This window comes from Nocardia asiatica NBRC 100129 (assembly GCF_000308415.1).
In the GTDB taxonomy this organism is placed as follows: Bacteria; Actinomycetota; Actinomycetes; order Mycobacteriales; family Mycobacteriaceae; genus Nocardia; species Nocardia asiatica.
In genome coordinates this window covers 1-22954 of the sequence record NZ_BAFS01000470.1, presented here as the reverse complement: position 1 = coordinate 22954, position 22954 = coordinate 1, and the positions used below count along the sequence as shown (strand labels likewise).

At 66.5% G+C, this 22954-nt stretch carries 23 protein-coding genes and 2 pseudogenes; 13 read left to right on the top strand and 12 right to left on the bottom strand.

Going from position 1 to position 22954, the window contains the following annotated elements; genetic code table 11:
- Nucleotides 1-4: 4 nt before the first annotated feature.
- Nucleotides 5-997, bottom strand: coding sequence for a saccharopine dehydrogenase family protein (locus ON27_RS37610; RefSeq protein ID WP_218003115.1), 993 nt, complete (start codon nt 995-997; stop codon nt 5-7).
- An 88-nt stretch (nt 998-1085) separates the two neighbouring features.
- On the opposite strand from ON27_RS37610, the gene ON27_RS37605 reads away from it, so the two are divergent.
- Nucleotides 1086-1673, top strand: coding sequence for a TetR/AcrR family transcriptional regulator (locus ON27_RS37605; RefSeq protein WP_043738633.1), 588 nt, complete (start codon nt 1086-1088; stop codon nt 1671-1673).
- 283 nt (nt 1674-1956) lie between these two features.
- Here the strand turns inward: ON27_RS37605 and ON27_RS37600 are convergent, their stop codons facing one another.
- Entirely contained in the window at nt 1957-2355 is a 399-nt protein-coding gene (locus ON27_RS37600; RefSeq protein WP_043738632.1) for a winged helix-turn-helix transcriptional regulator, read from the bottom strand.
- On the opposite strand from ON27_RS37600, the gene ON27_RS37595 reads away from it, so the two are divergent.
- A complete protein-coding gene (locus tag ON27_RS37595; RefSeq protein WP_245560549.1) occupies nt 2263-3258 on the top strand; it encodes an NAD(P)H-binding protein in 996 nt (331 codons plus the stop codon). The two genes, ON27_RS37600 and ON27_RS37595, sit on opposite strands and share 93 nt — an antisense overlap.
- A gap of 103 nt (nt 3259-3361) precedes the next feature.
- Here ON27_RS37595 and ON27_RS37590 read toward each other — a convergent pair whose 3' ends face one another.
- Nucleotides 3362-3763: a VOC family protein gene (locus tag ON27_RS37590; RefSeq protein ID WP_043738629.1), complete on the bottom strand. Its 402-nt coding sequence runs from the start codon at nt 3761-3763 to the stop codon at nt 3362-3364.
- A gap of 375 nt (nt 3764-4138) precedes the next feature.
- Between ON27_RS37590 and ON27_RS37585 the strand changes: the two genes are divergently transcribed.
- The gene (locus tag ON27_RS37585; RefSeq protein WP_306306982.1) at nt 4139-5350 is read left to right on the top strand and encodes a cytochrome P450 family protein; all 1212 of its coding nucleotides are present in this window, start codon (nt 4139-4141) and stop codon (nt 5348-5350) included.
- A 122-nt stretch (nt 5351-5472) separates the two neighbouring features.
- On the top strand, nt 5473-6465 hold the full coding sequence (locus ON27_RS37580) for an AraC family transcriptional regulator (RefSeq protein ID WP_157227904.1): 993 nt from the start codon (nt 5473-5475) through the stop codon (nt 6463-6465).
- Between the two features lie 71 nt (nt 6466-6536).
- On the opposite strand, the gene ON27_RS37575 is transcribed toward ON27_RS37580, so the two are convergent.
- The 4 genes from ON27_RS37575 to ON27_RS37560 form a co-directional block, all read right to left on the bottom strand.
- Nucleotides 6537-7733 carry a hypothetical protein gene (locus ON27_RS37575; protein ID WP_043738627.1) on the bottom strand — a complete coding sequence of 399 codons (1197 nt, stop codon included), beginning with the start codon at nt 7731-7733 and terminating at the stop codon, nt 6537-6539.
- 206 nt (nt 7734-7939) lie between these two features.
- A complete protein-coding gene (locus ON27_RS37570) occupies nt 7940-8740 on the bottom strand; it encodes a phytanoyl-CoA dioxygenase family protein (protein ID WP_083888108.1) in 801 nt (266 codons plus the stop codon).
- Nucleotides 8741-8836: 96 nt separating this feature from the next.
- Entirely contained in the window at nt 8837-9259 is a 423-nt protein-coding gene (locus tag ON27_RS37565; protein ID WP_043738626.1) for a YybH family protein, read from the bottom strand.
- A gap of 52 nt (nt 9260-9311) precedes the next feature.
- Nucleotides 9312-9896: an NADPH-dependent FMN reductase gene (locus ON27_RS37560; protein ID WP_043738625.1), complete on the bottom strand. Its 585-nt coding sequence runs from the start codon at nt 9894-9896 to the stop codon at nt 9312-9314.
- A 134-nt stretch (nt 9897-10030) separates the two neighbouring features.
- Here ON27_RS37560 and sigJ point away from each other — a divergent pair, with 134 nt between their 5' ends.
- The gene (sigJ, locus tag ON27_RS37555) at nt 10031-10921 is read left to right on the top strand and encodes an RNA polymerase sigma factor SigJ (protein WP_043738624.1); all 891 of its coding nucleotides are present in this window, start codon (nt 10031-10033) and stop codon (nt 10919-10921) included.
- Between the two features lie 133 nt (nt 10922-11054).
- Entirely contained in the window at nt 11055-12671 is a 1617-nt protein-coding gene (gene qcrB, locus ON27_RS37550) for a cytochrome bc1 complex cytochrome b subunit (protein WP_043738623.1), read from the top strand.
- Between the two features lie 528 nt (nt 12672-13199).
- Here the strand turns inward: qcrB and ON27_RS45270 are convergent.
- Nucleotides 13200-13520, bottom strand: a complete 321-nt coding sequence (locus ON27_RS45270; RefSeq protein ID WP_051047494.1) for a hypothetical protein — start codon at nt 13518-13520, stop codon at nt 13200-13202.
- Nucleotides 13521-13700: 180 nt separating this feature from the next.
- Complete coding sequence (locus ON27_RS37540) at nt 13701-14363, bottom strand: TetR/AcrR family transcriptional regulator (RefSeq protein ID WP_043738622.1); 663 nt, start codon at nt 14361-14363, stop codon at nt 13701-13703.
- A gap of 114 nt (nt 14364-14477) precedes the next feature.
- Between ON27_RS37540 and ON27_RS37535 the strand changes: the two genes are divergently transcribed.
- The 3 genes from ON27_RS37535 to ON27_RS37525 all read left to right on the top strand — a co-directional run bounded on the left by ON27_RS37535 (nt 14478) and on the right by ON27_RS37525 (nt 17568).
- Nucleotides 14478-15326: an SDR family oxidoreductase gene (locus tag ON27_RS37535; RefSeq protein ID WP_051047493.1), complete on the top strand. Its 849-nt coding sequence runs from the start codon at nt 14478-14480 to the stop codon at nt 15324-15326.
- Nucleotides 15326-16423, top strand: coding sequence for an MBL fold metallo-hydrolase (locus ON27_RS37530; RefSeq protein WP_043738618.1), 1098 nt, complete (start codon nt 15326-15328; stop codon nt 16421-16423). The genes ON27_RS37535 and ON27_RS37530 overlap by 1 nt, the downstream gene beginning before the upstream one ends.
- A gap of 104 nt (nt 16424-16527) precedes the next feature.
- Nucleotides 16528-17568 carry an alpha/beta hydrolase gene (locus tag ON27_RS37525; protein WP_083888112.1) on the top strand — a complete coding sequence of 347 codons (1041 nt, stop codon included), beginning with the start codon at nt 16528-16530 and terminating at the stop codon, nt 17566-17568.
- 164 nt (nt 17569-17732) lie between these two features.
- Here ON27_RS37525 and ON27_RS37520 read toward each other — a convergent pair whose 3' ends face one another.
- Both ON27_RS37520 and ON27_RS42235 read right to left on the bottom strand, forming a co-directional pair.
- Nucleotides 17733-17990: a hypothetical protein gene (locus tag ON27_RS37520; RefSeq protein WP_043738616.1), complete on the bottom strand. Its 258-nt coding sequence runs from the start codon at nt 17988-17990 to the stop codon at nt 17733-17735.
- Nucleotides 17951-18193: pseudogene (locus ON27_RS42235) on the bottom strand (DUF4158 domain-containing protein); the annotation flags it as partial. The pseudogene ON27_RS42235 and the gene ON27_RS37520, both read right to left, overlap by 40 nt.
- A gap of 101 nt (nt 18194-18294) precedes the next feature.
- On the opposite strand from ON27_RS42235, the gene ON27_RS37515 reads away from it, so the two are divergent.
- From ON27_RS37515 to ON27_RS45265, 3 genes and pseudogenes are all read left to right on the top strand, one after another.
- Entirely contained in the window at nt 18295-18831 is a 537-nt protein-coding gene (locus ON27_RS37515; RefSeq protein ID WP_043738614.1) for a hypothetical protein, read from the top strand.
- Complete coding sequence (locus tag ON27_RS37510) at nt 18828-19199, top strand: hypothetical protein (protein WP_043738613.1); 372 nt, start codon at nt 18828-18830, stop codon at nt 19197-19199. The genes ON27_RS37515 and ON27_RS37510 overlap by 4 nt, the downstream gene beginning before the upstream one ends.
- 72 nt (nt 19200-19271) lie before the next feature.
- Nucleotides 19272-19343 (top strand): annotated as a pseudogene (locus ON27_RS45265) (type 1 glutamine amidotransferase domain-containing protein); the annotation flags it as partial.
- 39 nt (nt 19344-19382) lie between these two features.
- Here the strand turns inward: ON27_RS45265 and fxsT are convergent.
- On the bottom strand, nt 19383-22106 hold the full coding sequence (gene fxsT / locus ON27_RS37505) for an FxSxx-COOH system tetratricopeptide repeat protein (RefSeq protein ID WP_169334584.1): 2724 nt from the start codon (nt 22104-22106) through the stop codon (nt 19383-19385).
- Nucleotides 22107-22493: 387 nt separating this feature from the next.
- On the opposite strand from fxsT, the gene ON27_RS37490 reads away from it, so the two are divergent.
- A partial coding sequence (locus tag ON27_RS37490; protein ID WP_169334583.1) for a HAMP domain-containing protein occupies nt 22494-22954 on the top strand: 461 nt, incomplete at its 3' end.

Genomic DNA, 22954 nt, shown 5'->3' with positions numbered 1-22954 from the left:
TCAATTACGCGTCGGTGAACGTGGTCCCGATGTCCTTCAACTGCTCGACGACGTAGGACGGGTCGAGCAGGGACTCCGGGGTGTGGATGCCGGGCGCTACCGGTTCACCGCGAAGCCCGAGGAGCCGTTCGACGCCGAGGGCGATGCCGAGAGCAGTGATGGGGCGCTGGCCTGCTGGGTGGACGACGGTTCGGGTGGCGGCCAAGGGGGCGCCTGCGGCGGACACTCCGTCGAGGTCGATGCGGACCTCGACAGAGGCGGGACCGCCGCCGCGCCTGCCCGCGGATTCCCCGACGGTGAAGGCGAAGCTGACGTTCGGGGCGCCCGTAGCGAGGGCGATGCTGGTCACGTCGAGGATGGCGATGTTCTGGGCGGGCTGGTCGGTGCCGTCGGCGGTGCGCACGGTCGCCTCCATGTCCGAGCCGGTGACCCAGGTGAAGACGCCGTCGCGGCGTACGAGGCCGGCCGGGGCGGCTTTCGCCCAGCGTTCGAGGTCGGCGTGCGCGGCGGGCCCGCCCGAGTCCGTTTCGTCGAGGACGGCGCCGACCCTGACGGTGTCGACCCGTCCGAAGGCGCGCGCCGCGTCCATCGCGGCGAGTGTGACCAGCCCTGCGGCCCAGTGACTGGCCACCAGGACGGGTGAGGCGGTCGCGCGCTGCGCGCCTGCGACAACCTCCGGACCGATATCGACCAGGCCGCTGGAGATGCTGAGGTACGGGAGCCCATGATCCTGGGCGTAGCGCAGTCCGTTCAGGCGACGGTCCCACAGCATCGCGACCACCGCTGAAAAACGTTGCTCGGCGGGCAGTCCGAGGTCTTCACGATCCAGGTCGATGGTGACGGCCGTGGCGCCGCCGAGTTCGTCGGCCACCCGCCGCGCCCGCTCGTGATCGCGGCCCGCGATGGTCAGTGGTAGTCCGGGGTGCCGCCGACGCAGCAGGGCGGCGGTGTCCGAGCCCGCCTGCCCGTACCCACCCAAGATCAGGACCGACGCCATGCGCTCCACGATTCTCCCTTTCAGTTAGGCTACTTTTTGTAACCTACTGTTTGTAGCTAAACTGACTCGAGTACGCAAGAGGAGGACGATGACCACGACACCGACTCGTCTGTCCAAGCAGGCCCGCCGGGCGCAGCTGCTCGACGCGGCGATGGGGATCGTGCGCGACACCGGCGCCGACGGACTGAGCCTGCCCACCCTCGCGGAGGCCGCGGGAGTGAGCAGGCCCATCGTGTACGACCACTTCGGCACCCGGCCCGGCCTGCTGCTCGCGCTCTATCGACGACTCGATGAGCGACACCGGGCTGTCACGACGAAGGCGCTGCGATCGGCCGAGCCGACGGCCGCCGGGATCGCGCGCGTCATCAGCACTGCCTACTTCTCCTGTGCCACCGACATGCCGGAGTTCGCCGCGGTCTCCGCCGCGCTGAAGGGCGATCCGGAGATGGAGGCCATCCAGCGCGAGATGTACGACAGCTACACGGATCTGATGGTCGCCGCACTGGCCCCGCACTCCGACCTCACCGGCGACGCGCTTCGGCTGCACTGCGTCGGCGCGCTCGGCGCGGCCGAAGCGATTGCCGCGGAACTGAATCGAGAGCGGGTCCGCATGGACGACGCGATCGCCGCATTGACGGGGCTGATCGTCGGCAGGCTCGACGCGGGGGCCGACTAACTCGAATTGTTATGGCCGTCGCGCTGGTCGGCAGGCGCGCAGCAGTCGCGCCGCCGGTGCCCGACACCTGGATCGGCGGACTTACGGCTCGATCCGAACCGGCGGACGACTGGTCTGGTGGCCCGAGACGGTCGAGGATCGGCGCCAGCGTCAGCCCGGCCGCGGCCAACATGAAACGACGCATGCCGCCACTGGCCCAGTGCGCTGGGTCTATCCCGGCTTCGGCCTGATGAGTGGGCGCACTATCGGACATCCCGAAGCAGTCACCCGCCCGATCAGCGGTTCACTGTTTCGCGCGATCGTAGCGGCGCTGGGCGGCCATGACCTCCGGGGCGTGCCGGCCGATCCAGGCCAGGAATTGCTGAAGTGAGCCGGTGAGCCCCTGGCCGAGTGTGGTGAGTTCGTAGCTGACCCGTGGAGGTGTGGTCGGTTCCACGGTTCGTTCGACAAGGCCGTCCCGGACGAAAGTACGCAGGGTCTGCGACAGCATCTTCTCGCTGATCCCGCCGATTATGCCGTGCAGCTCCGAGAAGCGGAGCGGCCCGTCGTCCAGCGCGGTCAAGATCAGTGTGCCCCAACGACTTGTGAGGTGATCGAGCACTTCGCGCGCCGGGCAGTCACTGTTGAATGCGTCACTCCGTCTCGGCGCGGCGGCCTGCTGTGCCTGCAAACGTACAGCCATATCAGGAGCTTACTTCAAGGTACGTCCTTACTATCCGAAAGCTTCCCGTCCTACGCTGCCGGCATGGTCACAGTCATATTCGGAGCCAGCGGAAATGTAGGCCGTCACGTCGCGGCGGGGCTTACCGCGAAGGGTGAGCGGGTCCGCCTGACGAGCAGGAATCCCGATACGGGACTCTTCCCGCCCGGAGCGGACGTCGTCGCGGCCGATCTCGAACGGCCTGAGACACTGCCCGCCGCATTGGAAGGCGCGCAGCGAGTATTCCTCTACGCCAAACCCGACGGGATCGACGGATTCGTGGCGGCGGCCGAGTCCGCGGGCGTCCGGCACGTTGTGCTGCTCTCCTCCGGGGCCGTGTTGCTGCCCGGGGCCGAACACAACCCCATCGCGCGGCTGCACACGGCCGTCGAGTCGGCTCTCGAAAAGTCTGCCCTGAGCTGGACATTCATTCGCCCGGGCATGTTCGCGACGAACGCCTTGTGGTGGTGGCAGCAATCCATTCGCGACAGGGCTGTCGCCCGCCTGCCGTATCCGGAGGCGCGGACCGCGCCTATCCACGAGAAAGATATGGCGGCGGTCGCGGTGACCGCGCTGACCGAACCGGGCCACCACGGTCACGCCTACACCGTGCTCGGTCCCGAAGCGCTGACGCTGCGTGAGCAGGTAGGGCGCATCGGGGAGGCAATCGGCCGCGAAATCTCCATCGAGGTGGTATCGGTCGAACAGGCGCGCGTGGAACTGAGCAAGACTGTGCCGCCGATCGGAATCGAGGCGATCCTGGCCGGATGGCACGCGGGAACCATCGCACCGCCGCCGGTGTCGAAGCTGGTCGAGGAGATCACCGGCCGCCCCGCGCGTACGTTCGCGCAGTGGGCGAAGGATCACGCGGCCGACTTCCGATGAGCCGGACCGCCGAGGTCGCGCGCGAGTGTTCTCGACCTCGGCGACCGGGTCGTAGTCCAGGCTCATGCGCTCACGCCGGATGCTGCGCCCGGGTCAGGTGACGTCACCGGGTGCCCGGCAGGCCTTCCGGCGGCTCGACCCGGCGGCGGAGCAGACAGAATTCGTTCCCCTCCGGGTCGGCCAGCACATGCCACGAAGCGGTGCCGGGCTGGCCGATGTCGACCCGGCGCGCACCGGCGGCGAGTAGCCGCTCGAGTTCGGCATCCTGATCGCGGTCGGTGGGATTCACGTCGAGGTGTACACGCAGCTTTCCGCGCCTCGGCTCGGTACTGCGAATGAACACCAGCGTAGGCTGCGGCCCGCCGAAGCCGGTTCCGGGCGGGCCGATCTCCAGGGCGTCGCCGTCCCAGCCGAGTTCGACGTAGTCGAGCACCTCGCACCAGAAGTCCGCCAGCCGTCGCGGGTCGGCGCAGTCGATGACGAGTTCGGTGATCCTGCAGGCCATGCACCGGACATTACGCGTGCGCGTAGATCGATCAGCAGTGGAAACCTGCTTCCGTCGGCCCCGGCTACAAAAATTGTCCGCAAACTTACAAGAAAACGGTAGAGACCGGATGGTGCCGGAACCTACTGTGCCAGAAACACTTTCGGCAACTTCCAGAGAAGAGGACTTCGACCTGTCTGGGCGTGGGTCAGCCCAGGCGCCGCCGGGGGACGAGCGTTCGTGAGCATCCTGGGACGGACGTGACGGCAACCTCCTCCCGCCGGTTCACGACCCCGGCGGTGGTCTTCACTCTCGACAACCCCATAGGAACCAGCGATGATCTCCGACACCGAAACCACTCCGATAGCGTCGCCCAGCGACTTCGATAGTCCGCGAGTGCGTCTCTACTCCGAGGAGTTCGCGGCCGATCCGCACAAGTTCTACCGGGATATGCGGCGCCGTTTCGGCTCGTTGGCGCCGGTGGACCTGGCGCCAGGTGTTCCGGCCACCTTGGTGATCGGATATCACGCCGCACTGCAAATCCTGCACGACCCGGAGCGTTTCCCCTCCGATCCGCGCGTGTGGGAACGTGACATTCCCGCCGGCTGTCCGATCCGGCCCATGATGGAGTGGCGGCCCGAACCCATTCGCAGCGCAGGCGAAGACCACGCAGGGTACCGGTCGGCGGCAGCGAGTGCCCTGGACAAGGTCGATCTGCACCGGCTGCACGCGACCATCGAGCAGATCGCCATCGCGCAGATCAACTCGTTCCGCGCGGACGGGCACTGCGATGTGGTGAGCCAGTATGCGCTACCCGTCCTCTTCGGGACACTCAACGCGCTGCTCGGCAGCCCCGAGGTGCTGAGCCAACGCGCGGCGATCGGGATGGCGGCGATCTTCGACACCGTCGATGCCGAGGGCGGCAATCGAATGCTCTCCGAGGCGTTGCTGGAACTGACCCGGTTCAAACGCATCAATCCGGGCGCGGATGTCACCAGCTGGCTGATCGAGCATCCGGTAGGGCTGGACGACGACGAGATGCTGCACCAGCTGGTGCTGCTGTACGCCGCCGGAATCGAACCGCCGCTGAACCTGATCGTGAACACCATGCTGCTGCTGTTGACCGACGAGCGATTCGCCGGAGAAATCCTCGCCCGGAGCAAGTCCACGCGGGATGCTCTGGACGAGGTGCTGTTCAACGATCCGCCGATGTCGAACTACTGCATCAGCTATCCGCTCGAGCCGGTCCTGCTCGACAGTTCCTGGTTGCCGGCCCACCAGCCAGTAGTGATCAGCATGGCCGCCTGCAACAACGACCCAGCCATCCGGACGGGCGACGTCACCGACAACCGGTCGCATCTGGCGTTCAGTACGGGCCCGCACGCCTGCCCGGCACGCCCGATCGCGGAGCTGATCGTGCAGGAGGCGATCGACCAGCTGCTGGATGCCCTGCCCGAGATGCGGTTGGCGGTGCCGCCGTCCCAGCTGCAGTGGCGACCGGGACCGTTCCATCGGGCGTTGTCCACGCTCCCGGTCGTATTCCCCAAGAGCACCTTCCCTCGATCTTCCGGCGGTACCGGGGATGTAACTCGACACGGGTCTCGCTAGCACACCTTCAGTGATCGGCCACCTCACCGGATGGCCGTCTTCACCACGCGGCCACTCGACGATCTTGTAAGTTCGTGGTCGGTTTTGTAGCTTGCGTGGGGGTGTGCGAGAGGGGTTTGCGCGTGACCGATCCGGAATACCGGCAGGCCCCTTTCGACATGAGAGATGACGAGTCACCTGCCGACCGGGCCGGTCGCTGGCACGACTACATCCATTCGAGGCAGGGGTCGGTGGGACTCGCCTTCCATGACGACGACTTCAGATCGTCCGCGCTGGGCCAGAGCGTCGGCGAGTTCCAAGTCGTCAGGTTCGAGTCCGGCGCCCTCGACTACCAGCGCTCGCAACGAGATGTGCGCGGTGACGGTGACTACGGTTACCGACTGCTCATCCCGCTGGAAGGTTGTTTCAAACTGGCACAGGGCGATTCCAAAGAAGTATTCCGGCCGGGAATGATCGGCTTCTTCCATTGGGGAAGCCCTGTGTACATGACGCACGACAAGTTGATCAGTGCGTTGATCATGACCGTCCCGGAGAAGTCGATCCGCCTGACCCGCTCCGAAGACATCCCGCTCGTGCTGGATGAGAAGCGGCCCGTGGTGCGCGCGCTGGACAGCGTGGTGCGTCAGCTCGCCGACAGCGAAGAACCTTGGACCACAGCAGATTTCACCTACACATTCTCAAGTGCGCTGACGCTGCTCGAGGGTGGACTCGCCCCCGACCGGGCCATCGCGGTGAGCGGAACCGCGAGGGACATCGAACGCGCGAAGGAGGCTCGACGCGCACGTATTCTCATCGAACAAAAAGCATGCGACCCGACGGTGACGCCGGAAGCCATCGCCGAAATGTGCGGGATGTCGCTGAAGACGCTGCACACCGTACTGAAGGCGACCGAAGGCCGCACACCGGGCGCTATGCTGCGCAAGATCCGCCTCGACCTCGCACGCCGGCGGTTGTCCACGCCACTGCCCGTCGACATGGACCGGATCGCGTCCGAGGTCGGCTTCACCACGACACGCAGGTTCCGAGAGGCATTCCAGCGGCAGTTCGGGCAGACCCCGGCTCAGCTGCGTGAGGGGCTGTTCGGCATAGGAACCAAGGAAGACCGCCACAGGTAGCCGATCGCACCGTGCCTGCTCGGCAACAATGGACGTCAGCGCAGCGCGAGCGAGCAGGGCGCCCGCGATGATCAGTGCGACCGGTGGAAACCGGGCGACGCGACAGCCAGGCGCAACGTGTCATCGCGGAGGGTGAGGGTGAGTTCGTAGCCGTCGGAGGTGCGGGCGTGGGCGGCGATGCCGTCGGCGTCGGTGGACAGCGTCACCGTCCAGCCCTGCCGCTCCCAGACGCGGACGACCACAGGCGGATAGATGTCCGGGCGGTCCGGGGCCGGGGGATCGAGGAAATAGCGGGTCTCGAGCCGATCTACCTGGTAGATGTTGCCGGCGTCGTCGTCGAACGGCAGTAGCGTCTCGCCGTCGAGGCCCTCTTGCGGACGGATGCGAACCTGACCGCCCAGCGTGTCGAGTAGCTCGGCGACGAGGTCGCGGATACGGTCGCGCGCGAGGTCCTCGGTGAGGTCGCGGTTCCACACGACCGCCCGTGCCGCCCTGGGCGCGGACATGCTCGCCTGCCGCAATTCTTCCGGCGTCGGCGGTGTCGCGGGTGCGGCGGTGTCGGGCGGGCTGTCGCGTTCGAGCTGGAAGCCGTAGCTCATCAGTTCGTCGAAGGTCTGGGCGAAGTCCAGTGGCCGATCCAGATGGCCGTCCGCCTCCCAGCCGATGGCGCCGCCGGGCAGATCGGGGGAGACGAAATAGCGAGTCTCGCCCAAGCCCTTGGCGAGGAGCATCGCCCGGTCTCCGGGAATGTCCTCGCCCGCCTCCCAATTGCGCACCGACTCTTCCAAGTGCAGCGCGTGATACGTCCGCATGTCCCTGGGCCGGGTGGGACCGTGGGAGATCCCATCGAGATCGGTGAAGCCCGCGTGCACCGTGGTGAGGAACACCCGCAGCGCCTCGGGCAGCGCGTCCCAATACGGCGGCCGGTCGGCGCCGAAAGTCTCCGGGTCCCATCCGATCCGGAACTCGTGCGGCTGGAACGGCTTTCGCAGCGCGTACAGCAGCACCCAGTCGCCACGCAACAGGCAGACCCGCACATCGTCGAGGCATTCCTCCAGCACAGCCCCGAATCGTGGCAGCACGTCCGCGAACAGGTCGAGATTCCACAAAGCGACGGCCGCGGCTCGCCGTGCACGGCAGTCTCGGCCACCGGCGATCGCGGCCCACCGCGGGGGTACATGCGCCGCCGCCGCCGAGCCAGGTTCGACCAGCAACGCGCAGCCGGGACCGAACTCCGCCACCACCCGCGCGAACTCGACAGCATCCACGGCACCTATCGAACAGCATCCCCACCGCTGAGACCGCGGCTCCCGCCACGGGAAGAACTCACATGGCCGCATCGGTGTCCGCCTGTCCGCACCGGCTCGCGAAGGTGCGACTGGTACGCGCTTGCTCTATGCGAGAGATTGCGAGCCGCACGCGGCACTCACGGGGGCCCCGCCACAGTGTGGCGGCGCCCCCGCGAGTGACGGATTCAGCTCAGGCGCGGATAACGGTCGCCGTCGAGTATTTGCCCCGGCTCCCGGTCCGGCACCTTGTCCTGGTACCACGAATCCGGATTCGGGCGGTAGACCGCCTCCGCGTCCATGTATACCGACGCCAGTGAAATCCGCGTCGCGTCCGTTCGATTGGCGCCTGCCGAGTGGACCAGCCGGGAGTGGTGGAAGGTGCAGTCACCGGCTCGCAAGGGCACTGTGACTTGCGGCCACCAGCGCAATTCCGGTCGGAGGGCGAACGGCTCCTCGTTCACGGGAAGCGTATCGCCGGGCCAGCGGTGTGATCCCGGAATGAAAGTCAGGCAACCCCGCTCGACGGGTACGTCGACCAATGCCACCCAGGCGGTGAGGGTGACCGGGGCTGCCGCGATGGGAAAAGCCGGATCATCGATGTGCAGTGGGGTAGGTGCGCTTCCCTGCGAATGCTTGCGGAGAAGTTCGGTCTTGAACATGCGCAGCGCCCGACCGGCCAAATGCTCGGCGATGGCGGTGATCTTCGGGTGCAGTGCGAGTCTTCGCATCGGCGCACTCACGTTCTCCGGTTCGGCCACCCAATCCATCACGTTCCCGCCTTCGGGTGCGTCCCAGGAGACCGTCGGCTGCCGGTCGAGCTGGGCACGCGCCTCAGCCAGGAACTCGCTCACCTCCGCAGCATCGAGTACACCTGGAATACGGACGTATCCGTCCCGGCGGTACCGCTCGACGAGATCTACCGGAAGGGTCTCGACACCCGAGTTCTCGCCGCCGCTCAGAGTGGGGTGCTCAGTCGTATCAGTCACGAACCCACGGTAGAAGCCGCTTAGGACCGATCAAGTCCTAATTTCGCAGCGGCACAGCGGATATCCGATTCGGGTCCCCTCGATCGTCTGCCCACCTCAGGGCTCGAGGTCGACCACGCCTTTGCCGCTCGGGATGTCGAGCGGCACGGAGACCTGGTCGTGTGCGATCAACCAGGTGCCGTCGATCTTGCGCATGCCGTAAGTGACGCGGACCCACATACCGCTGGTCGCCGCCCCGTTCTGCAGTGTGCCGCTCAGACGAGCGAAGCCGTGCCCGAATGCGACATCATGGCCCACGGTGAACGTCAGGTCGCGAACTTCGTAGGTCACGGTATCGAAGAACCGGAACACTCTCGCCCAGTTCTCGAGTTTCGCCGCTATTCCGGCATGCTGGAGCGGCGGCTCCACATCGAAGGACACGACGTCGGGTGTATACAGCTGTTTTACGGCCTCGAGGTCCTTGGCTCGCAGCCCTTCGACGGCCTTTTCGATTTGCCGGCGGATCTCGATTTCGTCCATTGCGACGCGGTCGTCGTGTGACCGGAAGTCGTCGATTGTCATGATCGGCTCCTCAGGATTTGACGGGACCGGTTTCGGCGCCGGTCCGCAGCGGCGCGAGCGCACCGCTCCAGGCGACGAGCTGATCCAGCGTCTTGTGCAGGGCGGCGACATGATGATCGCGCGGTGTGAAGGTGGTGTGGTTCTCGAAATCGGTGAGCACCGAGATCGCGACCTGATAGCCCACGTCGGCCATGCCCAGCGTGCCGCAGACCGTCCGCAACTGCACAACGGCGCGGGCGCCGCCGCTCACGCCGTAGGAGACGAAACCGACCGCCTTGTCGGTCCACTCCGCGAAGAGATGGTCGATGGCGTTCTTCAGGACTGCGGGGGCGCCGCCGTTGTATTCCGGGGTCACGATCACGAAGCCGTCGAACGGTGCGATCCGCTCGGCCCAGGCGCGGGTATGCGCGTTGACCGACGGGCCGAACATCGGCGCCATCGGCTCGTCCAGATGCGGTAGCGGGTGATCGCGCAGGTCGATGAGCTCGAACTCGGCGTCGCCGCGCTGCGATGCCGTGTCCAGGACCCACTGGGCGACCTGGGGACCGTTGCGGTTGGGTCGGGTACTGCCGAGGATGATGCCGATGGTGATCAATTCTCCGGGCTCCTGCTCTGCTGACGGTGTCACGATCTACCGACGACACAGCGGTCCGGAATGTCAGGCCGCCTCACAACTCGGGTCGCTGATTCGTCGGTTCCGGTGAGGAGCGCAGACCGAAGGAGCCGACCATGACCGATCCGCACCTGCCCGCGGTGATCAGTGAACGTCGTCAGCTGATCAACCTCGCCTACCGTTTGCTCGGCTCCCTGGCCGAGGCCGAGGATGTGGTGCAGGAGACCTACGCGCGCTGGTACGCGCTGTCGGATCGGCAACGGCGAGAGGTGCAGGCGCCCGGTGCGTGGTTGACGACCGTCGCCAGCCGGATCTGCCTCGATCTGCTCGGCTCGGCGCGCGCCAGGCGGGAAAAATATGTGGGGGAGTGGATTCCGGAGCCGGTACCCGGCCGGTCGGAATGGCTCGATGGTCTCGGGTCCGTCGATCCCGCCGACCGGGTCACCCTCGACGAGTCGATCAGCATGGCCTTTCTCGTCGTGCTGGAATCCATGACGCCGGCCGAGCGGGTGGCGTTCGTCCTGCACGATGTCTTCCGCTATTCCTTCGCCGAGGTCGCCGAGATCGTCGGGCGCACCCCGGGAGCCTGCCGTCAACTCGCCTCGAGCGCCCGCCGCCGCATCGATACTTCGCGGGCCCCGTCGAGCACCGAGCGCGCCGAGGTGGTCCGGGACTTCAAAAGGGCTTGGGAGACGGGGGATATCGAGGCCCTGATCGGCCTGCTCGACCCGGCGGCGATCGCGACGGCCGACAGCGGCGGCCTGGCGCCGGCCTTCCTCGACCCGATCGCCGGCGGCGAGCGGATCGCCCGCACCTGGTTGGAAATCGCCACCTACGCCCCCGCGGTGACGCTGGTGGAGCGCACGGTGAACGGCCAGCCCGGCCTGATAGCACAGCTCGGCGACACCATCGTCACGGTCTACGCCTTCGACATCGCCGACGGCAGGATCACTCGCATCTGGGCGATCCGGAATCCGGAGAAGTTGCAGCTCTGGACGGCGGGCTGAATCGGACAGCGGCTCCGCCGGGGTACACGCACAGAACTCGCGCGATTGTGATTCACATCACAACCTGTCAGATATCGATGACCGTGGGCGTCTTATGGGCAGCCGTCGTCGAGGACCGAGAGGTTTGCCAATCATGAGCACCGTGGCCGGGGCAGCAGATGCCGTGGATCAGCGCTACCGCGCGTCCGCCTTCGTCAAGCGCTCGATCAACAAGGTCTTTCCGACGCATTGGTCGTTCCTGCTCGGGGAGATCGCGCTGTACAGCTTCATCATCCTGCTGCTGTCGGGCGTCTATCTGACCTTGTTCTTCGACCCGTCGATGAGCCATGTCGTCTACGACGGCGCATACCAGCCGTTGCGCGGGTTGACCATGTCCCGGGCCTACGAGTCGACGCTGGATATCAGCTTCGAAGTCCGCGGCGGACTCTTCGTGCGGCAACTGCACCATTGGACCGCGTTGCTTTTCGTGGCGTCGATGATCGTCCATATGTGCCGGATATTCTTCACCGGCGCGTTCCGCCGTCCGCGCGAGATCACCTGGGTGATCGGCGCACTGCTGCTGATTCTCGCTCTGTTCGAAGGCTTCTTCGGCTACTCACTGCCCGACGATCTGCTCTCGGGTACCGGTCTGCGCGCGGCTTTCTCGGGTTTCACTATCTCCATCCCGATCGTTGGCACCTGGATGCACTGGCTGCTGTTCGGCGGCGATTTCCCCGGGGACATCATCATTCCCCGCCTGTACATCACCCATGTGCTGCTGTTCCCGGCGATCATGCTGGCGCTGGTCCTCGCACACATCGGAATAGTGTGGTACCAGAAGCACACTCAGTTCCCCGGTCCGGCCCGTACCGAGAACAATGTCGTCGGCACCCGGATCGTGCCGGTGTTCTCGCTCGACCAGAGCGCGTTCTTCATGTTCACCCTCGCGACAGTGTCGTTCATGGGTGGGGTGTTCCAGATAAATCCGGTGTGGAACATGGGTCCGTACAACCCCGCTCAGGTTTCGGCGGGTTCGCAGCCGGACTTCTACATGATGTGGGCGGACGGTATGGCGAGGCTCATGCCGCCGTGGGAGCTGTATATCGGCAACTACACCGTGCCCGCGGCCTTCTGGGTCGCGCTGGCGATGGGGTTGGTGCTCGCGGTGCTGATCGTCTACCCCTGGATCGAGAAGCGGCTGTCGCGGGATACCGCTCACCACAACCTGCTGCAGCGTCCGCGAGATGTGCCGGTGCGCACATCGATCGGCGCCATGGCCCTGTCGTTCTACGTGGTGCTGACGCTGGCGTGCGTCAACGACATCATCGCGTTGCGGTTCGACATCTCGCTCAACGCGACGACCTGGTTCTTCCGCATCGCGGTGCTGCTGGTTCCCCCGACCGCCTACTTCCTGACCTATCGGATGTGCCTGGGCCTGCAGCGCAGCGATCGTGCGGTACTCGCCCACGGGATCGAGACCGGCGTGATCAAGCGCCTGCCACACGGCGAATACATCGAAATGCACCAGCCGTTGGGTCCGGTCGACGACCACGGCCATCCGGTTCCGCTCGAGTATCGAGGCGCTGCGGTGCCGAAGAAGATGAACAAACTGGGGTTGGCGGGCAAACCCGGGTCCGGCTCGTTCCTGCGCCCGGATCCGGCGGCCGAAGCGGCGCACCTCGTGCAGACCGAGCACGACGAGGAACGCAGGCAACTGGCCGTTCTCCGCGACTACCAGCAGCGCCACGACGGCGAGGGACACGACCGATGAGACGGCGCCGTGGCAGGCGCTCCGAAGACTACGGCCTGCTTGTCCCGGCAGCCACCGTTGCCAGCGAGCATGCGGGGCAGGTTATCCGTGAGAAATTGCGCACCAATGGGATTCGATCGACTGTGGGATGGGCTGACCGGCGCGGCCGCCGCCTGCTCGTTCTCGTCTTCCCGGAAGACGCCGCCCGGGCCTACCACGTGATCTGCGCCCACACGAGCCCACCCTGATCCTGAAGGTTGTCATGTCGCTCGACCGAGAACCGAGACAGTGCACCGACTTCGGCGAGCCGAGGGGTGACCGGGCCTTGCACCTTCGATCTGGGGGTTCGGGTAGTAGCCGCCGAAAAATCAACGGATATGGCGTAGCCGCTGGTCAGCGTCGGCGGTCGGCTCCCGGACCGAGCAACGCGGTGAGATCGCGCATCGCCTGCGGGGAAGGTTTAAAGTAGCGGCGCAGGTTCTCAGGCTTGCGATGTCGGGATTTGGCTATGAGTTCGGGCATGCTGGCCCCCAGATTCTCCGAGGTGCGTCAGACCGGAATGTCTGAGTTCGTGTAGGTCCCAGCGCCGGTTCCGGGCCCGTCGTGGGCGGTGGCGGCGTCGAGTAGGTCGCGGGCCTGGTCGTAGGACAGCCGGGCCAGCCCAGTGTTGGGGCAGATGTCGCGGTCGGTGAGGTATTTGCCGGGGCGGGGGCGGCGGTGCGTCACGAACAGCGGGCCGTGGGTACGGCCGCGGATGAGCCGGGGCAGCAGCCGGGCGGTCCCGGCGTCCCAGTACACGGTTTCGAGGACGTGCTCATGGTGAGCGGGCTCGCGGCGGCGGGTGCGGGGGGTGGCGCCTTTGGACTTCACCCGGGCGCAGCGGCCGGCCTCTGTGGCAACTTCTCAACGCCGGATCTCGCAGGAGTGCAGCAGCAGCCTGCGGGTCCGCCGATTCGTCGCCCATATCGGTCGACCGGATCCGATCGTCCGATCCCGCCGATGTCGATCACACCTGTCGTGCCGAGAAGACAGGGCGGTTCGCAGGGGCGGCTATGAGGACGAGGCGGTGGTGTTCCAGCGCGCGCGGGCGGCGGCGAACAGGTCCACGCACGCGGTCACCAGGTCGGCGGGGTCGTCATGGCAACCGTCCATCAGCCAGTCGACCAGCAGGTGGTTAACGCCGCCGACCAGTGCGGTCGCGGTCAGCCGCTGGCCTCGCGTCAGCGAGCGAGGGCTCTCTGTCGCCCAGACGGCCATCACGGTGTCGACGAAATCGCGCAGAACCCGATGGCGACGCTGTTCCATGTCCGGTGAAACCCCGACGACCTCGATGAGCACGACCCGCGCGCGACGCGGGTCACTGGTCAGGTAGCCGATGAAGGCTTCGAGTCCGGCTGCGGTGAGTGCGTCGAGATCGGGATCGGCCTGCTCGAGTGCGGTGACGGTCTCTGCGCGCATCGCCTCGGCCAGGTTGTCGTAGAGGGCCGCCAGGCAGAACTCCTGATTGGCGAACGACTCGTAGAAGTAGCGCTCGGTGACGCCGGCGCCGCGGCAGATCTGCTTGATCGACGCGGCCGCGTAGCCGGTCGTGCCGTACTGCTCCAAAGCGGAGTCGAGGATGGCCGCGCGGCGCTGACGCACTCGCTCCTCCGGAGCGACACCGGAGTACTTGCGGCCGGAGGGCTTCGGGCCGGAGGATCCCGGGCGGGTCATGTGGGGCCTTTCCTTCCTGCCGACGGAGTGCAATACTAGCCGAGCCATTTCTGACAATCGCGATTGCCCAACATCGATCGCTGTGTCGAACCGATGCAAGGAAGGCATCAGGCAATGAGGGAAACAACACTGGCCGGGCGCATCGTGGCCGTCACCGGCGGCGCGCAGGGCATCGGGCGCGAGATCGCCCGCCAGCTCGCCGAGGCCGGTGCCTGGGTAGTGATCGGCGACCGCGACATCCAGGCCGCCGAGGCCACCGCACAGGCGCTACCGGGACAGGTGCACGCGTTCGGTCTCGATGTGACCGACACCGGGTCCTTCCGCCGGTTCCTCGCTGAAGTCACCGCCTTGTGGGGTCCACTCGACGTGTTGGTCAACAACGCCGGTGTCATGTGGGTCGGGCCTTTCGACAACGAACCCGAGACCGCGACCGAGCGCATGCTCGCGGTGAACCTGCACGGCGTGATCCGAGGCGTGCGCTTGGTCGCACCGCCCATGCGCGAGCGCGGCCGCGGTCACATCGTCACCATCGCCTCGGCCGCCTCCAAACTGGCCCCGCCCGGAGAATCCACCTACGCCGCGACCAAACACGCTGTCCTGGGCTACCTCACCGGCGTGCGCGAGGAGTTGCGCGGCAGCGGCGTCGAGATCTCGGTGATCATGCCCGGCGTTGTCGACACCGAACTCGCGATCGGCACCGACAGCGGCGCGACCTCGCTGTTGCAGCCCGGTGACGTCGCTGCCGCCGTTGTCGAGGTCTTGCGCCGTCCCCGTTTCGAGGTCTTCCTCCCGGCCACGATCGGTCTGCTGGTCCGCATCACCGCTGTGCTGCCGCAGCCGATCCGCGATCTGGTATTGCGCCGCACGGTGCCCAACCAAGCCGAGGCAACACGGGATTCCAACACCCGCGCAGGCTACGAACGCCGCGCCCTGACCGAGACCACCGACCCGAAGGAGTTCTGATGACCACCATCGAATCCGCCGCCGTTCGCCCGATCCCGGAGTTCTCCGGCGTCCACGACATCTGGCCCCGGGGCCGGCGGCTCGACGCCGTTCGCGACGCGGCACTGAGCTACCGGGAACGGTTTCTGCGCCAGGGGCAGGTGCGAGCGGTCAAGAGCTTCGACATCGCCGCGGCGCCGTATCCGGCGCAGTACGCGTTCCAGAACTACTCGGTCAACCTCAACCCCTTCATCTCGATCATCAACCGCATGTTCGTGATCCAGTTCGAGGGCTTCGACGGCGAACTCAAGACCCTGGTGTGGGAGCCCACCGTGGCCGCCGGGTCCGCGGAAGCCCCGTTCTACGGCCAGTTGCAGCGCTTCAGCCGCCGCGTCGGCCTGGAATCGCTGTTCGTCAAGTACTACAACGACCCCGATCAGGTGCTTCCGCGCCTGGGGTTGACCAACGACGACGTGGACTACATCAGCTTCGACCACCTCCACGTCCAGGACCCGCGCATGATCGTGGGCAGCAGCGAGCACATCGACGGCGAGACCGAACCGCGCAAGCCCTTGTTCCCCAACGCCAAACTGCTCGTGCACCGCCGGGAACTGGGCACCTTCGAGTCCATGCACCCCATGCAGTGGGCCTGGTATGTCGACGGCGGTATGAACGGGGTACCCGTCGACCGGCTCGAAATCTTCGACGGCGACGTCGAACTCGGGGTCGGGGTCAGCCTGCTGTGGACTCCCGGCCACACCGACGGCAACCATTCCCTGGTCGTCAACACCCCCGACGGAGTGTGGGTGTCGTCGGAGAACGGGATGGCCGCCGACAGCTGGCAACCCGAACTGTCGAAGATCCCCGGCGTGCGTCGCACCGCGCAGTTCTACGGCCGCGAGGTCGTGCTCAACGCCAACACCCTCGAAGACTCCCTCGACCAGTACGACTCCATGGTGAAGGAGAAGACCCTGGCCAGCCCGTCACCACGGAATCCGCAGTGGCGCCAGATCATCCCGTCCTCGGAATGCGTGAACTGGAAGCGACAGTGGCCGGTCGTGCCGACCTTCAGCCACGGCGGCCTGGACTACGGCACCATCACCGTCCCCATCCGGTAACCAGGCTCGAACCCCTGCCAGCACCGGCGACCGGACTCCCCGCCCGCACCCGCACACCGCCGGTGCGGGCGGACTCCTTCTGCACCCTGATCTCGAGGAACCCCATGAACACACCCGACCCGGTCGCCGCCTCCGCCAGGCCGACCGAATACGGCACAGCGCACCCGGCAAGCGGTCGCTGCGATGATCCGGTGACCACGGTGGCGCGCTCCTTGGCCGCGTGGGCGACCATCTGGGCGTCGCGAATCTTCGTGCGACCCACCCTGTGGCTCCTGCCGCTGCATACGCCGCTCGGTGTGCTCGGCTACCGCTTCACCCAAGTCGTGGCCTGTCGGATGTGGTTCGCTCCGACACTGACACCCAGGAGAGTCGATGCCGCCGGACCCAGGGGCCGGACCATCGGAGAATGGGTCGGCGAGCAGGCAGAGCCCGGCGCCCGGGTCATCTACTACATCCACGGCAGCGGATACATCAGTTGCAGCCCCTGGACCCACCGCGGCCTGGTGTCGGAACTATCACGCCGACTGCGCCGACCCGCCTACGCCGTGCGCTATCGGCGAGCACCGAAATACCGCTTCCCCGCCGCCCACGACGACATCCTCAACGGCTACCTGTGGCTGATCGACCAAGGGCACACAGCCAGCGACATCATCGTGATGGGCGATTCGGCCGGCGGCCACCTCGCCCTGGGCTTGTGTGTGCAACTGCGCGAACTCGGAGTCGACCAGCCTGCGGCGTTGATCGGATTCTCCAGCGTCGTCGACCCGACCTGGCAGCTCGCCGCGGCCCACAACACACACGTGTGGGACCAGTTCATCTCCGCCAACACCGGTCGACGGATCACCCAAACCTATTTCGTGGACGCCGACTTCAGCGATCCGCGCCTGGATGTCCTCGCTGCGGTCGGACCCGATCTGCCGCCGATGCTGTTGCAGGCCGGCGGCAGCGAGGTTCTGGCCTCGGACTCACAACACTATGCCGCGGCACTGCGCGCGGCAGGTGGGCGGTGCGAACTCGAGCTGTGGCCGGGAATGTTCCATGTATTCCAGATGGGATACCCACGTCTGTCGGAGGCACGGAGCGCACTCGACAGTGTCGAACGGTTCGTCGAGAGCGTCGACACGAACAACGGCCCGAGCGCCTGACGGTCCCCCCCCGCCGGGCTGCCCGACTGCCCCCACCACACGCAACCACAGCCAGCACCCAGACGCTTCGGGGCTGAAACGCCCCGGAGATCGCTGACCTTGGGAGCCCGGCGCGAGCCCCTGAGGACCGATACGCCCGTCCTACGGGGCGCGGGCTCAGCGGGTCAGAACAGGGTGTCGCGCACCCGTAGCGGCCGATAGCCGGTCGGGCCGAGCTGGGCGAGTTCGCCCTCGATGTCGACTTCGATCGCGCCGAAGAAGTTGATGTTGGCGCTGTGGGCGGGGCTGATGTGGGCCAGGACCTCGTCGTCGACGCGCTGCCCGGCCGGATCGAGCAACCCCTGGCGGTCTTCTCCGGATTTGCCGCGTTCGGCCAGTTCCTGGGGGCGGTGACCACGCGATCGGGCACGAATCCCAGCCATGGCAGGGTGCACAACGCGATCGCGATCCCGAGACGATCAGCCGGGCCCCGACCGCGACCGGGATCGACGAACGCCAGATCCGCCGGCGAGAGCGTGAAGAACCGGAACAGCTCCTCACGCCCGATCTCCGGGAACTCCCGCAGACGCGGTTCGGTCTGCGGTGGTGGCGGGTTGCCGCTACTGCGCCGCGACGGACTCGGCATCCTCGGGCAGCGTGTGAATGACGTGTGACTACCTCCTCGCTGCCTGGCACCCAGGCAGCTGGGCCGCTCACGATGTCGGCGCGGATGCATAGGGTTCCCCTGTGAACGTGGAAGACCTCGAATGGCAGCTGACCCACCGCACCGGTGTCCCGCCGCAGATCGTGGACGAGATACTTGACCATGGTGCCTTGGAATCGCTGGTGGAGGCGGCTGAGGTGCGCGGCGACTGGTTCTGCGCGCAGGGCGCGGTGCACGGGTTGTGCGCTGCGGGGGAGTTCGAGAGGGCCTGGACGGTGATAGAGCCGTTCGCGAACAGCGGCTGGCAGCCCGCGGTGCGGGCCGGCGCCGATGTCCTGCTGCGGTGGGGCCGTATCGCGCGGGCGCTGGAGCTGGCCCGGCCCAGGAACATGGAGACGGGCACGCGAGACGCGTGGCGGGACTACGCCGAGGTGCTGGCCGGGGCCGGGCGGGTGGACGAGGCGATCGCGGCCTCATCGACACCACCGAGTACCCGAGCCGCTACGAGAACGAGCTGCTGGAACTGCTCATTCGGCAGGGCCGGTTCGACGACGCCGTCCAAGCGGTGGAGCACACCTTCGACGACCTCTATGAGGGAAACCTCCTCCAGCCGACGATGATTTTGCTCGCCGAACAGGGCCACCACGACAAGGCCCTGCAACTCACTGAAGGTCGCAGCCCCGAGTACCTCGCGGAGAACGAGGCGTTGTGGCTCCGGTCCAACCGGTGGTGGCTGATGGGGGAGTCGGGGCGCTGCGAGGAGGCCATCGCCGAGGTGGAAGCGCTGCCACCGGACGAGGTCGACGACCGCGAGACCACCATCGCATGGCTGCTCGCCCAAGACGGCCGCGTGGAGGAGGCCATCGCCCGCCTGCGTCCGCTGCCAGGCATGCGGGCCGCAACCGACCTGGCCAAGCTGCTCATCCGGCAGCACCGCTACGTCGAGGCCATCACGGTCGTCCTCGATGCGGCGGCCCAGTGGGGATGAAAAGGCGCATCTGGACGGACAGGGAAGAACACAAGGCCGCCGGGCGTGACGAGGGTGCGTCAAAGAGCCGTCGGCAACCTCGTGACAGGGCAGAATCCCAGATCAGCCAAGGAGACCGCGAGGAAGGTCGCCGCCCTCCTCTGAGTCTTCGGACCGCTGGTCCGTAGCAACGAGACCGACGGGTCAGCAATCGGTATCTCCCCAGGCCGGATAATCGGAGGTGTCATAGCGAGATCCGGTCGGGTAGTGGTAGGGCGAGTCCCTGGGCGCAAGCGGGCGCCGGGCGAATTTGTCCCCGACCTGTCGCAAGCGGCCGCCGGTATCTCGTTGTCGCAATGCTTCGGCGAGGTCATCGCTTGCGATGAGTGTGGCTGGGTGGTCGGGTCCGAAGATTCGCGCACAGTCGGCGAGCACGCTTTCGTACAGGGAAATGGCTCTGTCGAATCTTTGGGCCGCGGCGTACACGTGAGCGAGGTTGCCCCGGATCGTCAGGGTGTCGGGATGGTCCGATCCGAGAATCCGCGCACGATCGGACAGGACGCTCTGGTAGAGGGCGATGGCCTCGCTGAGTCGGCCCGCGGACGCGAGGGCGTAGGCGAGGTTGCCCCGCGATGTGAGCGTATCGGGATGGTCCGGTCCGAGAATTCGTGCGCGGTCGCTGAGAACGGTGCCGTGCAGGAAGATCGCCTCCATCAAGTTGCCAGCCGAGCGATAGGCGTACGCGAGATTGTTCTTCGTGGTGAGCGTGTCGGGATGGTCGGACCCGAAAACACGCTCACACTCTTGGAGAACTTCCTCGTGCAGTGCGATGGCGTCATCGAAGCGGCCTGCGGACCGGTAGGCATTGGCGAGGTTGTTTCCGGTGGTGAGGGTGTCGCGATGCGCGGCCCCGAGCACGCGCTTGCGTTCGGCGAGAACATCCTCTTGAATCTCGATGGCCTTCTGGAGATTTCCGCGCAACCGGTAGGCGTGCGCGAGGCCGCTCGCGGCGGCGAGTGTGTCGGGGTGATCGCCGCCGAGAATGCCCGCACAGTCGGTCAGGGCACTCTCTCCGAGCGCAATGGCTTCATCGAGGTCAATTCCTATGTGACTCAGATGGTGTGCCGCTGTCACTCGGGCAGCGAGTACCGAATGAACCACGTCCCGGTCGCCGCCGTGTGCCGCGGTCGTGTCCCACAGTGCTTCGAGGTGTGTGGCGGCGGCGGCGATGGATTCTCGGCGCTCCCAGACAGCTGAGTCCGCAGGCAAATCCGGCTCGAGCAACCGAAGGGCTGTTCCCGTTATCGCGTCCCGCTCTACCACGGTGGAGAGATATTGCTCGCGGATCGTGCGAGCCGTGAGGCGATGCATGGTGAGCACGTCGCGGTCCATGGAGTAGGACAGGATGGTTCCCCGGATGCACCGGTCCACCGCTCGGTCCACTGCCTCGGAGTCGTCACCGAGCCGGTACAAATAGCGCATACCCACCCCGTGCGGTGCGAGTACCGCCACCACACGTTGCAGCGTAGCGGTCAGGCCGGTGGAATCGCTGACGGCATCGACCGCCATTCGAAGAGCTGCGGCGGTGCTGCGGGGATAGGGCTGCCCCTCTCCGCGCGGAACAGCCGCGCCCAGCGCCCGGTTGTCCAAGACCTCCAGAAACCACTGGTAGCCACGTCCGCTGCCACGGGCCGTCCAAGCCTCCAGAACTCGAAGATATTGCTGGTAACCGCTGCCGGCCCCACGGGCTCTGATGGCTGACGCGGCGGCTGTCAAAGCCAGCGGGAGGTCGCCGAGCCGCTCGGCGACAGCGTGCGCACCCGCGCGGTCCGTGATCTTCGTTCGATTGATCAGGTATCGCACGGATTCGGCGCGGGTGAACCCTTCTACTTCGATGGCTGTACCGATCTCGCCGAAATGACGATCGTTGCTGGTGATGATCACCTGGCGGAAACCCATGGACGACACGAAGGGGCTCAATCGTTCCAGGGAGGTGGCGTTGTCGAAGACGAGCAGATTGGGCCTGGACTCGCCGGCCAGATGTTCTCGCAGCCTGCGCGCCGATTCGACGGCGTCACCGCCGGGGTCGGCGACACCGAGTCGCTCGGCTATCCGAGCGATGCCCATGGAGAACTCCAGATCGTTCTCGGCGTTCACCCAGCCGACGATCCCACGGCCCGCGGCGACCACGCTGCGCGCGTAGGCGGCAGCCATCTGAGTCTTGCCCGCGCCGGGCATCCCGATCAACGCGCATACCGACGCATGCCGATTCCCGAGCGCCGACCGCATTTGCTGGAGAACAGTACGCTCTACGAAATGCATTGGAGCGGAGGGGACCTCGCCGACAACGACAACATCGGAATCCGATGCGACGATCGTCTGCGGCTGATAGTAGATGGCGATATCCCTGGCCCGGATGTGGGAAAGATCGACAGCGGCCTGCGGACGTGCGACGGCCGACGCGCCGGAGGCACGCGTGGCCACAGCGTCGGCTCCCATCCCGCCACGCACATCCCCGATATCGACGTCGCCACTGAACCGGCTCTCACGAACCCGGACACCTGCTCCACGCGCGCGGACTTCGCGGATTCGGAGCGCGGCCGCTTCGACGCCTCGCAGATCGACACCTGTCGCCACGCCGACAATGCCCGTGGTCGCGCCCAACGCTTCGAGCAATAACGTTGCCGCCGTAAGCAACTCGGGATCGTCGCCGGCGCCTTGGTCGGTGAGAGCTCGGGCAAGGAACTCGCGTGCCCTGGCCGAGTCGGGGCTTCTCTGGACCGGCCGTAGGTCGACGTGTGGGTAGCGGCGGTCGATCAGAGCTTCCAGCGCCGCATAGAAAGTCGTGACCAGCGGCGTGGTCGCGTCGGTCAGTTCCGCCCCGGCGCCGGCGGCAACCGCCGCGGCGACGACCGTCGACGAATTCATGTCGGCCGTCCTCATTCCCCGTCGTCCCGCACCGCGAGACTCGCGCGAGCCCGGAGAACGCGAACCCCGCTTCGGCCTCCAGTCGATGGTCAAATCGTAGCTGCGAAGCGGAGAGTTACGGCTCCGATCATTGCCCGCCCGGCAGAGCCGGGGACCAGCGGCGACGACGGCAGAACGGGTGTCCATCGGTCGCGGGGATGGCGATGATCACCGGCACCGCGATTTGCTGGAGCCTTCAACGAATGCTGAGGGATAGGTCTGCTGATGATACTTTCGAAGGCGTAGCCGCCGGTGCATCCGTGTTCAGCAGCCAGCACAGCACCGTTGGTCGGCGACCCGCCGTGCGCGGAGTCGCCTCCGATACGGTGGGGCAGAACGAGGATGAGCATGACGGATACGGCGGCCTCTGTCCGCACCGCGTCGGAGCAGGCTGTCACGGCCGCGGACCAGGTCGAGTTGCGCCAGTTGCTGGCCGGGCTGACGGCCGTTCGCGACGGTGATTTCGGCACTCGGCTACCGACGGACGCCGACGGGCTGCTCGGCGAGATCGCGACGGTGTTCAACGGCATGGTGGACCAGCTGTCGCTGTTCACCTCGGAGGTCACCCGGGTCGCGCGCGAGGTCGGCACGGACGGGCGGCTGGGCGGTCAAGCCGAGGTGCCGGGCGTTTCCGGTACCTGGAAGGATCTCACCGACTCGGTCAACGCGATGGCGGGCAACTTGACCAGCCAGGTGCGCGACATCGCCCAGGTCGCGACAGCCGTGGCGCGGGGCGACTTGTCCCAGAAGATCGACGTGGACGCCCGCGGCGAGATCCTCGAGCTGAAGAACACCGTCAACACGATGGT

What these genes read in the sequence shown, in the direction of transcription:
- ON27_RS37610 (WP_218003115.1), bottom strand. Translation starts at nt 997, where the DNA reads ATGGCGTCGGTCCTGATCTTGGGTGGGTACGGGCAGGCGGGCTCGGAC.
- ON27_RS37605 (WP_043738633.1), top strand. Translation starts at nt 1,086, where the DNA reads ATGACCACGACACCGACTCGTCTGTCCAAGCAGGCCCGCCGGGCGCAG.
- ON27_RS37600 (WP_043738632.1), bottom strand. Translation starts at nt 2,355, where the DNA reads ATGGCTGTACGTTTGCAGGCACAGCAGGCCGCCGCGCCGAGACGGAGT.
- ON27_RS37590 (WP_043738629.1), bottom strand. Translation starts at nt 3,763, where the DNA reads ATGGCCTGCAGGATCACCGAACTCGTCATCGACTGCGCCGACCCGCGA.
- ON27_RS37565 (WP_043738626.1), bottom strand. Translation starts at nt 9,259, where the DNA reads ATGGACGAAATCGAGATCCGCCGGCAAATCGAAAAGGCCGTCGAAGGG.
- sigJ (WP_043738624.1), top strand. Translation starts at nt 10,031, where the DNA reads ATGACCGATCCGCACCTGCCCGCGGTGATCAGTGAACGTCGTCAGCTG.
- qcrB (WP_043738623.1), top strand. Translation starts at nt 11,055, where the DNA reads ATGAGCACCGTGGCCGGGGCAGCAGATGCCGTGGATCAGCGCTACCGC.
- ON27_RS37540 (WP_043738622.1), bottom strand. Translation starts at nt 14,363, where the DNA reads ATGACCCGCCCGGGATCCTCCGGCCCGAAGCCCTCCGGCCGCAAGTAC.
- ON27_RS37535 (WP_051047493.1), top strand. Translation starts at nt 14,478, where the DNA reads ATGAGGGAAACAACACTGGCCGGGCGCATCGTGGCCGTCACCGGCGGC.
- ON27_RS37530 (WP_043738618.1), top strand. Translation starts at nt 15,326, where the DNA reads ATGACCACCATCGAATCCGCCGCCGTTCGCCCGATCCCGGAGTTCTCC.
- ON27_RS37525 (WP_083888112.1), top strand. Translation starts at nt 16,528, where the DNA reads ATGAACACACCCGACCCGGTCGCCGCCTCCGCCAGGCCGACCGAATAC.
- ON27_RS37520 (WP_043738616.1), bottom strand. Translation starts at nt 17,990, where the DNA reads ATGGCTGGGATTCGTGCCCGATCGCGTGGTCACCGCCCCCAGGAACTG.
- ON27_RS37510 (WP_043738613.1), top strand. Translation starts at nt 18,828, where the DNA reads ATGATTTTGCTCGCCGAACAGGGCCACCACGACAAGGCCCTGCAACTC.
- fxsT (WP_169334584.1), bottom strand. Translation starts at nt 22,106, where the DNA reads ATGAATTCGTCGACGGTCGTCGCCGCGGCGGTTGCCGCCGGCGCCGGG.